General features: G+C 45.0%; 10 protein-coding genes. 3 read left to right on the top strand and 7 right to left on the bottom strand.

The window, feature by feature from the left end:
* Window positions 1-7: 7 nt before the first annotated feature.
* Window positions 8-2,917, bottom strand: coding sequence for a TonB-dependent receptor (locus OQY15_RS08050; RefSeq protein WP_265789942.1), 2,910 nt, complete (start codon window positions 2,915-2,917; stop codon window positions 8-10).
* 254 nt (window positions 2,918-3,171) lie between these two features.
* On the bottom strand, window positions 3,172-5,106 hold the full coding sequence (locus OQY15_RS08055) for a 7TM diverse intracellular signaling domain-containing protein (protein ID WP_265789944.1): 1,935 nt from the start codon (window positions 5,104-5,106) through the stop codon (window positions 3,172-3,174).
* A gap of 109 nt (window positions 5,107-5,215) precedes the next feature.
* On the opposite strand from OQY15_RS08055, the gene lgt reads away from it, so the two are divergent.
* Complete coding sequence (gene lgt / locus OQY15_RS08060) at window positions 5,216-6,046, top strand: prolipoprotein diacylglyceryl transferase (RefSeq protein ID WP_265789946.1); 831 nt, start codon at window positions 5,216-5,218, stop codon at window positions 6,044-6,046.
* Here lgt and OQY15_RS08065 read toward each other — a convergent pair.
* Together OQY15_RS08065 and OQY15_RS08070 are read right to left on the bottom strand one after the other, a co-directional pair.
* The gene (locus OQY15_RS08065) at window positions 6,036-7,238 is read right to left on the bottom strand and encodes an MFS transporter (protein ID WP_265789948.1); all 1,203 of its coding nucleotides are present in this window, start codon (window positions 7,236-7,238) and stop codon (window positions 6,036-6,038) included. The two genes, lgt and OQY15_RS08065, sit on opposite strands and share 11 nt — an antisense overlap.
* A gap of 52 nt (window positions 7,239-7,290) precedes the next feature.
* Window positions 7,291-7,929, bottom strand: a complete 639-nt coding sequence (locus OQY15_RS08070) for a hypothetical protein (RefSeq protein WP_265789950.1) — start codon at window positions 7,927-7,929, stop codon at window positions 7,291-7,293.
* 177 nt (window positions 7,930-8,106) lie between these two features.
* Here OQY15_RS08070 and OQY15_RS08075 point away from each other — a divergent pair, with 177 nt between their 5' ends.
* Window positions 8,107-10,470, top strand: coding sequence for a hybrid sensor histidine kinase/response regulator (locus OQY15_RS08075; protein WP_265789952.1), 2,364 nt, complete (start codon window positions 8,107-8,109; stop codon window positions 10,468-10,470).
* Here OQY15_RS08075 and OQY15_RS08080 read toward each other — a convergent pair.
* Window positions 10,445-10,804 (bottom strand): hypothetical protein, encoded by a 360-nt coding sequence (locus OQY15_RS08080; protein WP_265789954.1) that lies wholly within the window; start codon window positions 10,802-10,804, stop codon window positions 10,445-10,447. The two genes, OQY15_RS08075 and OQY15_RS08080, sit on opposite strands and share 26 nt — an antisense overlap.
* Before the next feature lie 154 nt (window positions 10,805-10,958).
* Here OQY15_RS08080 and ssb point away from each other — a divergent pair, with 154 nt between their 5' ends.
* Window positions 10,959-11,300 (top strand): single-stranded DNA-binding protein, encoded by a 342-nt coding sequence (ssb, locus tag OQY15_RS08085; protein ID WP_265789956.1) that lies wholly within the window; start codon window positions 10,959-10,961, stop codon window positions 11,298-11,300.
* Window positions 11,301-11,361: 61 nt separating this feature from the next.
* On the opposite strand, the gene OQY15_RS08090 is transcribed toward ssb, so the two are convergent.
* Window positions 11,362-13,419: a TonB-dependent receptor gene (locus tag OQY15_RS08090; RefSeq protein WP_265789958.1), complete on the bottom strand. Its 2,058-nt coding sequence runs from the start codon at window positions 13,417-13,419 to the stop codon at window positions 11,362-11,364.
* A gap of 334 nt (window positions 13,420-13,753) precedes the next feature.
* Window positions 13,754-14,983 carry an NADP-dependent isocitrate dehydrogenase gene (locus OQY15_RS08095; RefSeq protein WP_347343834.1) on the bottom strand — a complete coding sequence of 410 codons (1,230 nt, stop codon included), beginning with the start codon at window positions 14,981-14,983 and terminating at the stop codon, window positions 13,754-13,756.
* Between the last annotated feature and the right edge of the window lie 30 nt (window positions 14,984-15,013).

Here is a 15,013-nt window from a genome sequence, read left to right on the forward strand (position 1 = left end):
CTAAGAATTAAAAGCCAACGTTTACACCAAATATGAAAGTCCTGGATTGTGGGTAAGTACCATAGTCAACACCCATATCCGGCGTGTTTGAGGTATAACGGCTTACTTCAGGGTCTAATCCGCTGTACTTGGTAAAAGTCAGCAGGTTATAACTGGATGCAAAAATCATCAGCTTATCCATCTTCCAGTTGCCTAAAGTAGTTTTACCAAAGTTGTAAGACAGGGTAGCCGTTTTAAGCCTCAGGTACGAAGCGTTCTCCACAAACCTGCTTGATGTCAGTGAGTTTCTCGACGAAGCTACCAGTGCCCTTGGGATATCCGTGATCTGTCCCGGTGTAGTCCACCTGTCCAGCACTGCTGTACTCTGGTTTTTGGTGTCATACATACCTTCGAGGTCCAGTCGCGAGGCATTGAACATCTGGCTACCCTGAACACCCTGGAAGAACAGTGATAATCCGAAGTTTCCATAAGTCAGATTGTTGTTTACCCCATAAGTATATTTTGGCTGTGCATTGCCGATGAAAGTACGGTCTGCGGGATCATCAGCCCCCGTTACGCCATTGCCATTCGTATCCTGATACATCGCATCTCCCGTCTGGGGATTGACACCTGTATACACATAACCAAAGAAACTACCCAAAGGGCGTCCAGCCACAACTTTTACTGCGGCATCACGCTCATATAGTCCAGCGTAATCCAGCGAGCTGGTAGCAGCACCAAGGCTGGTCACTTTATTTTTGTTGAAGGAGATGTTCAGGTCTGTCGTCCAGCTGAATTTCTCTTTCTGGAAGTTCTTGGTTGAGAGGTTAAACTCCAAACCTTTATTCTCCATTGAACCCACGTTCAGCGCCTGTGTGCCCAGTCCTGTGGACGGCGGCAGCTGCACATTGATCAGCAGATCATTGGTTTTTTTCAGATAGGCATCCGCGGTAAAGGTTACACGGTTGTCAAACATCGTTAAGTCGATCCCGATATTGGTCTGTGTAGTTTTCTCCCATGACAGCAGCTCATTTGCAGGCTGTGTCAGGTTGTATGAATTCTGTGCGGTGATCTGGTACAGTTTCAGATACGCGTAATCGCCAATACCCTCATCGTTACCTACCTGACCCCAGCTACCACGTAGTTTCAAGTCGTTAATCGTTTTGCTGTCCTTCAGGAAATTCTCCCCTGAGATTCTCCATCCTGCAGAGAACGAAGGGAAGTAACCAAAGCGATGTCCGGGCGCGAAACGGGATGATCCGTCAGCCCTGAAGTTGGAACTGAAGAGATACTTGCTGTCATAAGCATAAGTAATCCTTCCCAGGTACGACTGCTTGGCCCACTGTGCATCAGTATTTACGTTTACGGCCAGCGTAGGAGCAATCGGCGCACCTGTAGAAGCATCAATATAACGTGATTCTGAATATGGTTTCAGTGAGTAGTTGGATTCCTGGATGGTGTAACCTGCTACCGCACCGAATACATTCTTCCCGATCGTCTTGTTATAGCTCAGGATATTTTCATTCAGCCATACATTGTCTTTGGTTTTGCTGTTGTTATAGATACCTCTTTCCGTCCGTCCGTAGACAGTTTTATACGGGTCCAGGAAGTAGTTGTAATAGGCTTTATTGCCATTGGTACTGATGCTTGATTTGAACGAGAGGTCCTGTGTAATTTTTATTTCTCCGGCAAAAGCACCGATAAACCTGAACTGTCTGTTTCTGTTGGTCGATCCAAAGGCGTTTCCTATCGGAGAATCATACCCTGCCGGAACTGCCGTGAAATTACCATTTGGATCGTAAATGGTGAGTGTAGGGGGAGTAGTCAGCGCCCCTAAGATGACACCACCCTTGGTAGAGCCTGCATTATCCGGAACGTCTACAGAGTTGTTGGATGTCAATGATGCCGTAGCGGTCAGTTTCAGCCATTTGGTGATATTTTGGGTACCGTTAAAGTTCATGCTGATCCTGTCCAGCTTTGCCGGCGCCACTACCCCTTTATCCTGCTGGTATCCGGATGAGAAGTAGTACTGTCCGCCTTTGGTACCACCGGATAGAGAAACCTGGTAGTTGTTCTGTGTACCCGTTCCAAAAGTTTCTTTCTGCCAGTCGGTATTCTGCGTGCCGCCAAATGAAGTATAACCCAGTTCCCTTTGCAGGGCGATGTATTGCTCGCTGTTCAGTACATCCTGTTTCTTCCAGAAGTTGGAGAAACCTGTGAAAGCGTTAAAGCCCACCTTGAGTTTACCTGCAGTACCTTTTTTGGTGGTGATGAGCACTACGCCGTTTGCACCGCTGGAACCGTAGATGGCAGCAGCCGATGCATCTTTCAGGATGGTCATCGACTCAATGTCATTGGGGTTGATGAAACTTGCATCCCTTGAGGTCACCCCGTCAATGACGTAGAGCGGACTGTTTGAACCTGTGATCGATGTATTTCCACGGATGCTGATGGTAATTCCTGCGCCTGGTTTTCCCGACTGCGAGTTTACCTGCACACCCGCTGCTTTACCCTGTAAGGCCTGCAGTGGATTGGTGATCGGCTGGTTCTGGATATCTTTGGAAGACACCGATACTACGGCCGTGGTCAGGTCTTTCTTTACCTGTGTACCATAACCAACTACTACAACTTCGTTCAGTTGCTGGTTGTCGTCTGTTAAGGTGATACTTACTGTTGTCCGGTTACTGACCGGCTCCTCGATGCTTTTGTACCCGATAAAGGAGAAAACCAGTGTGCCCTCTTTTGGAGCTGATAACTGGTAGCTTCCGTTGGTCCCGGTAACTACGCCCTGCGTAGAACCTTTAACCGTTACCGAAACTCCCGGCAGGGGCAAACCCTGCTGATCTTTGACTTCACCTTTTATCGTGATGTTCTGCGCTATTGCAGCTGTGAACCCGCACAAGAGGCAAAAGATAAAAAGAGTAACTTTTTTTTTCATGATTTTGCGTGTATTTGATTTTTATTTGGTGGGCTAAAGTTAAGCTCATTTCCGGGGCAAATGCAAGCAAAATCAGAAATTTATTTTGTATAACTTATTGATATATAGGTTGTTATAAGTATTTTAATACGCTATAATACCACAGTAGAATTGCAGCCTTTAGTGCTGTAAATCAGCGTGTAAAGGTCCTTTACGCTAAGGCGCTGCAGAGAGAAATGATACGCTACGATACCTGAGCAAAAAATAGCAGAATTTTACTCCAGTACCAGCTTGCTCCAGCCGTTTTTGTTGGTTTTTTTGAGGATAGTCTTCCGTTCTTCCATCAGCAGTTTGATTTTTGAACCGTAAGTCCAGCAGGTACTCTGACGGATATTCAGGATTTCTGCGAGTTTATGGGAAGAGATTTTTCCCTTGGTAGAGTAAATCAGGAAGATCATGTAGAAAGCTTTATTGATCGGAATCCGTGTGTTATGGAACACGGTATACGTCGTTACCGATTCCTCGTATCCGCATTTGCTGCAGCGTCTGCTGTAGGGGATATGTCCGTTGTAATAATGGGTGTTTTTGCATTTGCGGCACTGATAGCCGTCCTTCCATTTTAATTCCGACAGGAAGAGGTTACAGCTTTCCTTATCCGGGTAGATCTTACTAAACTCTTCGAAGTCCACATCCGCTGACATCACGCGGTCGCGCGTCACCTTCTCTACATTAAACTGTAGCTCCTGGTTGTCCTGTTCCAGTAGCACATTCATCCTGGAGATCTCTTCTGCCTGTTGTTTCAGGAGGTCGTTCGCTTCCTGCAGCTCTGCATTTTTTGCCTCAATGATCAGCGACTTATGAAACACTTCCTTGGTACGTTCTTCAACTTTTACTTCCAGCTGCTGGTTCAGTGTATCTTTCAGCTTCACGTTCTCGGCCATCTGCCGCATCATCTGTCGCTGCACTTTATCCTTTTTATGCTTCAATATCCTCACCTTATCACCAATGGCGAAAGACAAAAACACCATTTCCAGCACAAAACAAATGCTCAGGCTGTAATAGGTGGCCACCCCGAAGTTCAGCCAGGTCAGCCCCAGCATGATCAGCAGCTTCAGGCTAAAGCCCGCGAACAGAAAACTGTATCCCAGCACAAAGAAACGCGCGGGTTTGTACCCGTTTTTATAAATGTAAATGCCGGTATAAAAAGCCACTGCCAGGGGTATAAACTCAATAAACTTATAGGTAAGCAAGGAGCGGTCGACCAGCAGTCCATACAGGAACAAGACCGTCCTGATCGCAATGATATAAAGTATCAGCTGGTTTAACCTGGGGGCTTTCGACTTAACGAACAGCAGCTCCCTTGTAAATAACAATGCAAATACACTCGTAGCATACAGCGCAAAAGCATAGGCAATCTGGTTCCAGTGTGTGGCTGAAGACCAGAGGTACTGATAAGCGATACCATCGGTGCTCATCTCAAAGAAACCCACACTCAGGTTATACAATACATAATAGAGGTACTGCCGCTGCCGCATGGCAATAAACATGATCAGGTTGTAGAAACTGAACACCAGGATCATCCCGTAGAAGATACCGAAGTAGAAATACTCGTCCAGCGCATAGGAAATGAACCAGTCGACCGATCGCAGTACTATAATTACATCTGCGATCTGTGAGGATTTAAATCTGAAATAATAGCTCTGCGTCTGATCGTTGTCATTGCGGATATTCAGTTCAAAGTTTTTATGGTGCAACTCCCTTTCTTCAAAATCAAAAGTATCCCCAAATTCCTTTAGCCGGTAACTGCCATCCTTCTGCGGTAAGTAGGCTGTAACATGGTCGATCGTCTGGTCAAAAAACTCGAGGATAAACCTTTTTTCTGCAAGACTACTGTGTCTAATCCTAATCCTGAACCAGTAGGTAGCCTTCAGGTCTTTGGTCTGGGGAGTGCTGCTCAGGTTGGGCTGAAAACGACCACTATAGTTTTTGCTGCTGATGTCATTGAAAGTCAGCTGATTTGAATCATCCTTCAGCCATTCAATTTCAGTGAATGTGAACATATGCTGGTCAACCCTGTCATTTACAGCCACAACTTTCTGCGCCGTGGCAGACAAAGCAATACACAGACTTATCGTCAGCAACAGAGAGAAAAAGGAGATCTTAAAGCGATTGAACATACTTGATGCAGGTACCGGATATTTGATTAGCATACAAATATAAGATTCCGCTTGCAATTCCCCTATATGCTGCAACCTCATTGCATAACTGCGGATATGGTCTATATTTGCAGGCAGTTAAGCAAAATATTTTAACCCGTATATGGTTTTAGATACAGTACTATGGAATCCCAGTGATTCTCTGATCGATTTAGGATTCTTCGCCCTGAGGTATTACTCGATGTTTTTCCTGATGGCCTTTGTCGCCAGTTACATCGTTGTTAAAAAGCAGTTTGTGAAACACGGGATAGATGTAGCCCTGATGGATTCTTTAACGGTATATGTAGTACTCGGCACGCTCATCGGCGCGCGACTGGGGCACTGCCTTTTTTATGATTTCGATTATTATTCTCAGCACCCGCTGGAAATCATCCTGCCCTTTACCTTTACACCCGAGTTCAAGATCACAGGCTTTCAGGGGCTTGCCAGTCATGGCGGTGGCATAGGGATTATGGTCAGTCTGATCCTGTTTTGCCGCAAGTTTAAGCTGAAACTATGGTTTATGCTCGATCAGATTGCACTGGTGGTGCCTTTGGCAGGAGCTTTTATCCGTATGGGAAACCTGATGAATTCCGAGATCATTGGCAAACCTGCAGATCTGAGCTGGGCCTTTGTATTTCTGAAGGTCGATGAAATCCCGCGTCATCCGGCACAATTGTACGAAGCAATTGCCTATATCCTGATCTTCAGCCTGGTCTATTTTCTGATGAGCAAATATGCAAAGGCCTCAGGCTTTTATTTCGGAATGGTGATCTTCCTGATTTTCTGCTTCAGGATCGCCGTAGAATTTATCAAAGAAGATCAGAGTGCTTTCGAAGCGGGGATGCTCTTAAATATGGGACAAATCCTGAGTATTCCGTTTATTCTCACCGGTCTGCTGATCATGTACCTGAAAAGAGAGAAAGCAACAGCACTTGATATGGCTAGGCAATAGCCGCCTGATCCAGTTTTACTTTTGCACTGAATCTCCAGCTGAGCAGGAGACACAGTAAAAAGCCGACAAAGGCAAGCAAAGCCCCAACATATTCTGGAGAGGTATAGCCAAAGCCTGCAGCGATAGGCAGTCCGCCAAGGAAAGCCCCCAGGGCATTTCCCATGTTGGCACTGGCCTGCATGGCCGATGAAGCCAGCATTTCCGCCCCTTTAGCAGCACCGATCATCAGCATCTGCATCGGCGCAATCACGGCAAATGCCAGTCCGCCGGTAATAAATGTGAGGATCAGGGCAATTACTTTAAACTGGCTCAGCAAGGCTACGAGTATCAAAACAATGATCATGGCCAGCAACAGGTATAAGGTCGTTTTCAGGGGTGAGAACCTGTCCGCCAGACGCCCTCCCACAAAATTCCCTACGGCCATACCCAAACCAGCGATAATCATAATCGGGGTAATCATATTACTGTCGAAATGTGCTACTTCAGTCATCAGCGGCGCGATATAACTGATCCAGGCAAATAAACCACCGGTACCGATGGCAGAGATACCAATGATAATCCAGAGCTCCGGCTTTTTGAATACCCTTAAACTGTCGGCAAACTTCACATCCGACTGAGAAGGTAACATCGGCAGCCAGCGTTTGATGCTTGCTGCGGTGATCAGCCCCATTGCAGAGATCAGGAAAAAAGAAATTCTCCAGCTGAAGTTATGCCCGATGAAAGTACCCAGCGGCACCCCCAGGATATTGGCAATCGTCAATCCGGCGAACATCACTGATACTGATTTCGCCTCACTGCCTTTATCGGCAAGCTTGCTGGCTACAACAGCTCCGATACCAAAGAAAGCACCATGGGGCAGACCCACCAGGAAGCGGGCAATCAGCAGCAAGCCGTAAGTAGGGGCAATGCTGAATAAAATATTTCCACAGGCTACTGTGATCATCAAACCAATCAACACTCTTTTGGGTGGATATTTACCCAAAACCCCCACCATTACCGGTGCACCAATGATTACTCCTAAGGCGTAAATAGCGATAAGGTGACCTGCTTCAGGAATACTGACAGATAGGGATTTAGCTACATCAGGCAGAACGCCCATCATCATAAATTCTGTCATCCCGAGGGTGATACCGCCGAGGCAGAGGGTAATCAGACTTGTTTTTGTGTTTGAGATCAGTTTGAGTAGCTTCATACTATGCGCAATTTTTTTGCAAAAGTATGAATTATATGTTATTGAAAACGGTTTAGCTGTTTATATGATACGGGTATGAAATTTCTGCCAGATCTTCATACAGTAAATCCCAGTCTTCCAGCTGAGGTACAAGGCTTAAGACCATTTCCTTGCTGAGTGTTTCATGATTGTAAACCGCGGTTACCACCTCAGCTGAAATGCCTTCTTCTTTGTAGTGTCCTTTGAAATAATCTGTGGCCCATTTGATATAAGTTTCGGGCTTTCCGTCCAGCGGGTTCAGCAGTTCTTCAGAGTGGTCATCAGTGCTGGCAGTCAAGCCGGTTGACCAATCCTGACCTTCAGTTTTCCAGACACAGAAAGTAGTACCTGCAGAATTTACCGGCTCACCGAACATAAACTCATGGAAAACTTCCGGCAAACCTTGTGTAAGCTGTATTTTGTCGCCCTGTTCTGCATCGGCAAAGAAACCGTTAATGACAGTGCCCTCCGCCCTGAAAAGGATCAGCAGCTGGTCACCCTCCCCATTGCGCATCTCAAAAAACTCTTCGTCTTCACTCCATTCACTGTTGTAAGAATAGTACCGGTAAACCCATTCCTGACACAGGATCGCATCCAGCACGGCCATAGCTTTACATGCACTTTTCAATTTCCCACTATCAGGTAATAAGGACAGTTCTTTTGTTGATATCATTTCTCTTGAATTGACTGGCCAAATTACTAAATCAAAACAATAGGTTTCAGAAATCGTGGAAGAATTTATCAGCTCCTGCGCTTACCTCCCTGAGGAATGTGTTTAAGCCAAACTTACTTGGAATGCTGTTGAACTTGATTTAGCTTTGGCCCTTTAAGTCACCACTGCAACTTTATATTGAAACGATTTCTTCTCTTCCTGATATGTTGTTTTGCTATTCATTCAGGCTCTGCTCAATATATTTTTAAAGATGGCGATCTTCCCCGGTCCGTATCTTTACTCAAACATGCCGAGATCGCCGATGCGGGAAATAAAGACCTCAGCATTGATGATGTACGGAAGGGTAAAGCCCAACTTTCCTATCGTGCATTATCCGGGAACTTTGGCAATCTCGGTTTTACCAAAAATACTTTCTGGATCCGTTTTCAACTTCGGAATGATCTCGATATCCCATTAACCCATTATCTGGAAACCGCCGAGCCTGTAACAGACAATGCAAACTTGTATCTCTTTAACCAGGAAGGTAAGATGGAAGTCCAGAAAAGTGGTGATAAACTTGGCTTTTCAGAAAGAGCGGTTGATAACCGGAAGACCCTGTTTGTGATTCGTCTGCAGCCTCATGAACAAAAGCAGGCCTTTATCGAAATCAAAAACGATGGAGAGAAAAATACACTACCCTTATTATTGCACAGCCAGGAGGAATTATTGTTTAAAACCTATCACGAACAGTTGCTCTTTGGCGTGTTTTACGGAATCCTGTTTACTATAGCCTTCACCTATCTGTTTTTCTTTGTGGCACTGAGGGAAATCACCTTCCTTTATTACTCCCTGTATGTTGTTTTTACAGGTCTGTGCCACTCGGCGCTGGATGGATATTTCCATCAGTATATCGTTCGTGGGAATAACTGGTTTAACTTACATGCAGTGCTGATTTTTGCAATTGCAGGCTGTTATTTTTTTGGAAAATACAGTGAAATTGTGCTGCAGGTTAAAGCGAGGACGCCCTTGATCCACAAGGTGCTCAAGCTCCTCTATTTTTTATTGGCCATGAGTTTACTTGTTACCATTCTTCTGCCTTCGCATGTACATCAGATCTATCCGCTGGTGAACATGCTCACCTTATCCGGAATGTTGCTCATTGTGAGTGCCATCATCACCATGCTGGTCAGAGGAATAAAAATCGACAGGTTTTATGCCTCAGGGATTACAGTGCTCTTTATCTGTTTTACCATCGTGATCCTGCTCAATTTCGGTTATAGTTATCATACAATTTTTCTCGACAACCTGACAAAAATGGGTATTGCGCTCGAGCTTGTCGCCCTTTCACTGTCCATGGCCAACCGTATCAGGCTTTTGAAATCAAAAAAGGAAGAACTGCAGTATGTAGCCCTTCAACGGTCCAGGGAAATGAACGATGTCAAAACCCAGTTCCTATCCAATATGAGTCATGAGCTGCGGACGCCCCTCAATGCGATCATCGGTCTCACGCAGCTGATGGAAAATGAGATTCAGGATCAGAAGCTTCGCGGAAACTTTGAAATGATCAAACAGGCATCTTCAAACCTGATTTCCTCGGTGAATGATATTCTTGATTTTTCTAAAATTGAAAAGGGAGAACTGAAGCTGGAATATGCTGCTTTTTCTCCTTCAGGGGTCTTTCGGGCAGTGCAAAAGCGTTTTGCTGCACAGGCTCATGATAAAGGACTGATTTTCGAGTTCCGGTCCTCATTAGGCGACGATGTGCTGGTAATCGGGGATGCGGCACGCCTTGATCAGATCCTGAATAATCTGCTCAACAATGCGATCAAATTTACCTCCAAAGGGCATATTCTGTTCCTGGTTGATGCTACGATGAATGAGAATAATGAAGTGAAAATGGTGATGACCATTGAAGATACTGGTGAAGGTATTCCTCCTGAGAAGTTAGAAACCGTATTTCACATGTTCTCGCAGGTTGAGGTAGATAATAAAAGGCGGTTTGGAGGTTTCGGGATTGGTTTGTGTGTGGTAAAGGCTTTGGTAGAACTTCATAACGGAGAAATCAGCCTCGAAAGTAAAGTGGGACAGGGCAGCACCTGCAAGGTAGATCTGCTGTATTTACAAAGCAAAACGAAAGTCAAACCAAAGAGCATTTTTCCTGCAGACCGTTACGATTTGCTAAATAAAAAGATTCTGGTGGTTGAAGATAATCCGATGAACCAAATGGTGCTCAAAATGATGCTCAGCAAATGGGAAAATACCGCTGTCAAATTTGCAGCCGACGGACTTGCGGGTTTGGAGGCGATGAGACAAGAGGAGTTTGATATCGTTCTCATGGATCTGCAAATGCCGGTGATGGACGGATATGAAGCAATTATTGCCATACGTGACGGACTTGCGGGCGAAAAATACCGTGATATCACCATTATTACGCTCACGGCCGATCTGATGCAGGAAACGAAAGAGCGGGTTTTTGATATCGGAGCAAATGATTACATGACAAAACCCGTGGACCAGCAATTGCTCTACGAACGTATCACTTCACATTTGTCCAGGGTATAAATTTAAGCACCAGTTCATCATCGCTCACAAAATGATAGCCATAGTGATAACAGCAGTGATAAAGCTCACCCTGTTGTCCTGATAACTGATGCGTAAAGAAGTTGAAATCAAAACCTGCGGCTTGCAGTGTTTGCCGGCTCAATGTAATGATTCCTTTTTCTGCGAATTTTTCCAGAACTGAAGCATTCTTTTTTAAAATACTGTTGATCTCCTTCAGCCTGCTGTGCTTGTCTCTGTTCAGCTGGTTATTGTAATGCCCCCGGCAGTAGTCGTCACAGAATTTTTTATCCAGGCGTCCCGATAATTTTGCGCCACAATCCAGACAATGGTTCATAGTTATAGGTTGTTCTGTGGTAAAATTAATTTGAAGCGGATTAAATGTCCAGTTAAAATTCAATTACCCGTTTTTAACCGGTTAATACACGACTGTAATGCTGTCAGTATTTCATATTTGCCCTGTATGATTCTTCTAATTAAAACCAAGGCTTATGGAAAAAGTAAAAAACAGTGTGCGGCTAACAGGTTATGCGGGTGCGGATCCCGTGATTATCACTTTTGCCAGTGAAAAAAAGCTGGCCAGGCTAAGTATTGGTGTTCATGAGTTTTACAAGAACAGCCAGGGTGAAGCTGTTGATCAGACACAGTGGTTTCAGCTGGTTTTCTGGAACCAGAAGGTAGAACTGGTAGAAGATGTGGTCAAGAAAGGGGCGGCATTACGTGTAGAGGGAAAACTGAGTGTGCAGGCTTATACGGATAAAGCGGGGGAGCAGCGCTACACGACGGAGATTGTGGTCAATGAGCTGGAAATCGTAGACCGGTATCAGTTGTAAAATTAAACCGGAAAGCAGCGAAGGGCTTCCGGTTTAATTCATCTGTGCCGGGGGCACCTGCTTAATAGTGCAGGGCTAATCCACCGTAGAAATTTCTTGGAGCTGCGGCATTGAAATACCTGCCACCTACGGCATTCAGGTCATTCCCTAAACTGTATTTCTGATCCAGGATGTTATCGGCACCTGCATAAACTTCCAGTTGGGTTTTACCAATTTTAATGTCCTTCCAGCCGATTTTCCCCTGTACCAGGTGGTATTTCCCTGCATAGATCGTGTTGGCATCGGTAAGGGGTAGTTTCGCCGTGTAGTTGTGTTGCATAAACACATACAAACCTTTTGGTAAGAGCAGCTGGACGCCTGTGACGATAACACTTCGTGGCACGCCTGTAAGGTCTTTGCCACTGAGGTCAGTGGTTCCGCTGAAATAGTTGTCGAATTGAAAATGACTGAGGGTGTAGGAGTTGTTCAGCAATAAACCTCGTACAAATTCGCTGCTGTTCTGTGGAATAAGCCATGCCGACAAGGATGTTTCCAGGCCCAGTTGTTTGGTGCCACCCGCATTGATGAAGTATTCAGTACCGCTTTCGTTCTGCCTGCGTACAATGGCATTGTTGAGGCGATAGTAGAAGCCTGTTAAATCAATGGTGACCCTTTTTTCTGTCAGCTGATACCGCAGACCGGTTTCATAATTCCAGCCCTTTTCAGGTTGTAGGTCTGTGTTGATGACATTGTCCGATGAACGGATTTCTGCCAGGGTCGGCGGTGAATAGCCCTTGCTCACCGAAGCCCTTGCGGAGAAGTCGGGAGTAAACAGGTAGGAAAGTGCTGCCCTTGGCATAAACTGCAGATCGAAACTTTTTTTTCGCTCCGCTACCACTATGGGGAAGCTGCTTTTGTAATGGTAGCCGTACAGGTTTCCGCTGGCCGATAGTTCCAGCAATAGTTTTCTGGAGATGTCAATGTTCAGATTGGCAAAGCCGAAGTTGGCCCCGGCCCTCAGTTTATCAAATGCCTGCGGGTTGGCAGCGGTACCGAAATTATTGTCGTAGTTTTTCGCATCTGTTGATGTAGAAGAGCTTTCCAGTCCGAGGTTGAATTTCCAGTTCACTTCTGCCGTATTTTTTTCATACTCTGCATAGGTACGGACACCAAATGTAGACTCTTTGCGGAACTCATAGTTGGTAATAAATGGGTTTTCCAGATCCGTATGCGTCGCAAATACGGATATCACATGTTTAAAAGCGCGACTGATCTGCCAGTTGTTGGTTATACCACCGTAGATGGTTTTGGTAGAGATACCGGCTTGTTGTTGACTGGCACCCCGTATAGAACCTGCTGCAGGCCGGGCAGCTTTTGGATTGGCGGCAAACTGCGCCGCGTTTAACCCGCCCGGTGTTTCATAATCCAGGTCAGAGTAAAATGCGAGGGCCGACAAACTTGCATTTTTGGCATAGTCCCATTTCTGGTTGACTTGTATATACTTGCGCTCCATGGCGCTGTTCTCACGGTAGCCATCGCTGCGCTGATAGGATTGGACAATACTGAGCTGGTACTTTTTCCATTGTCTGGCCAGTACCACATTCTGCCGGAACAATCCGTAGGACCCCCCTGCAACGTTCAGGTCGACCCGCGTGCTGTCGGCACCCGGTAGCTGGGGATGGATCAGTACTACCCCACCTGAGTTTGCACCATAGATGCTGCTTTGCGGACCTTTGAGTACATCGATGCTTCCTGCTGCGGCAATATCAAGGGCGTTCAGATAGGTGTTTCCCCCTGCATCCGTTAAGGGGAAATCATCAAAATAGATTTTAACGTTCCGGATCCCGAAAGGAGAGCGGAGCAGACTACCCCTGAGGGATAAGCGATAACTGCCCGGGGAACGTTCTTCCATGCGTACGCCAGGTATGGTGTTCATCGCAGGTACAAGGGAGCCTGCAGATTGCATGGATATGGTATTGAAATCTATGGTTCCAACCGCGCCGGTAGATCTGATCAGGGGTTGCGAACTGAAGTAAGGACGAATCACGACTTCATTGAGTTTTTTGGAAGTATCCTGTTTGATCTGGCTAAATCCAGACAGCGCTGAAGCGGCTAAAATAAGTGTAGCGATGTTTTTCATTTTGCTCAAGATAACGATTGCAGATCGGTTTTTGTTGAGTTCTGGATTGCTTTTGTAAAAAATGGGGTTAAATTCCTAATAAACTTGTATTAAACAGGTGGTTGCTCTGGGGTTGGTCTGGGCTTGCTGTGCTGTTGCTCTGGGGTTGCCATGCCTCTATGCAGAACAACCTCAGAACAACCCCAGATCAACCCCACAATAACTACCTGTTGATCTCTTGTTTAATACTTTTTTAATACCTTTTTCTCTCGAACCTATTCAAAAAAAAAAGCCTGTTCATATCAGATACGAACAGGCTTTTTGAAATATTTAAAGCTTTTAGTTTATTCAGGTATTAACCTAATTTTGACTGTAAGTTTTCGTCAATTGCAGCTAAGAATTCTTCAGTATATAAGTAGTGCTTACCGTGCTCTACTTTGTTACCATGGATACAAACAGCTAAATCTTTAGTCATTTTTCCACTTTCAACAGTTTCGATACAAACCTGCTCTAAAGCGTGACAGAAATCGATCAGCTCCTGGTTGCCATCCAATACTCCACGGAATTCTAATCCTCTTGTCCATGCAAAGATAGAAGCAATAGGGTTTGTAGAAGTTGGTTTTCCAGCCTGGTGATCACGGTAGTGACGGGTTACTGTACCATGTGCTGCTTCAGCTTCCATAGTTTTTCCATCTGGTGTAACCAGTGTAGAAGTCATTAATCCCAATGAACCGAAACCTTGAGCAACTGTGTCAGACTGTACGTCACCATCATAGTTTTTACAAGCCCATACAAAGTTACCGTTCCATTTCAATGCAGAAGCAACCATGTCATCAATCAGACGGTGCTCATAAGTGATACCTGCTTCTTTGAATTTCTCTAAGAAGTCACTTTCATAGATCTCCTGGAAGATATCTTTGAAACGGCCATCATATTTTTTAAGGATCGTATTTTTTGTAGATAAGTATAAAGGCCATTTTTTGATCAGTGCCTGGTTGAAACAAGCATGAGCAAAACCACGGATACTCTCATCAGTATTGTACATTGCCAATGCAACGCCATCACCCTGGAAGTTATATACATCGAAAGATTGAACTTCGCTGCCATCTTCAGGAGTAAATGAGATGGTTAGTTTACCTTTTCCTTTTGTTACGAAATCTGTAGCACGGTACTGATCGCCAAAAGCATGACGTCCGATGCAGATCGGAGCAGTCCAGTTTGGTACTAAACGTGGCACATTGCTCATTACAATTGGCTCACGGAAAACAGTTCCATCCAGGATATTACGGATAGTTCCGTTTGGAGATTTCCACATTTGTTTTAAACCGAACTCTTTTACACGCTCCTCATCAGGAGTGATCGTTGCGCATTTAATACCCACACCATATTTTTTAATGGCTTCAGCTGAGTCGATCGTTACCTGGTCATTGGTTTCATCACGGTATTCTACGCCAAGATCATAATATTTGATATCAAGATCAAGGTAAGGCAGGATCAGTTTATCCTTAATGAATTTCCAAATGATGCGGGTCATCTCATCACCATCTAACTCTACAACCGGCTGGGCTACTTTAATTTTTTGTATAGACATATTATGATTTCAATTATTACTTAT

The organism is Pedobacter sp. MC2016-15 (assembly GCF_026239695.1).
GTDB lineage: Bacteria > Bacteroidota > Bacteroidia > Sphingobacteriales > Sphingobacteriaceae > Pedobacter.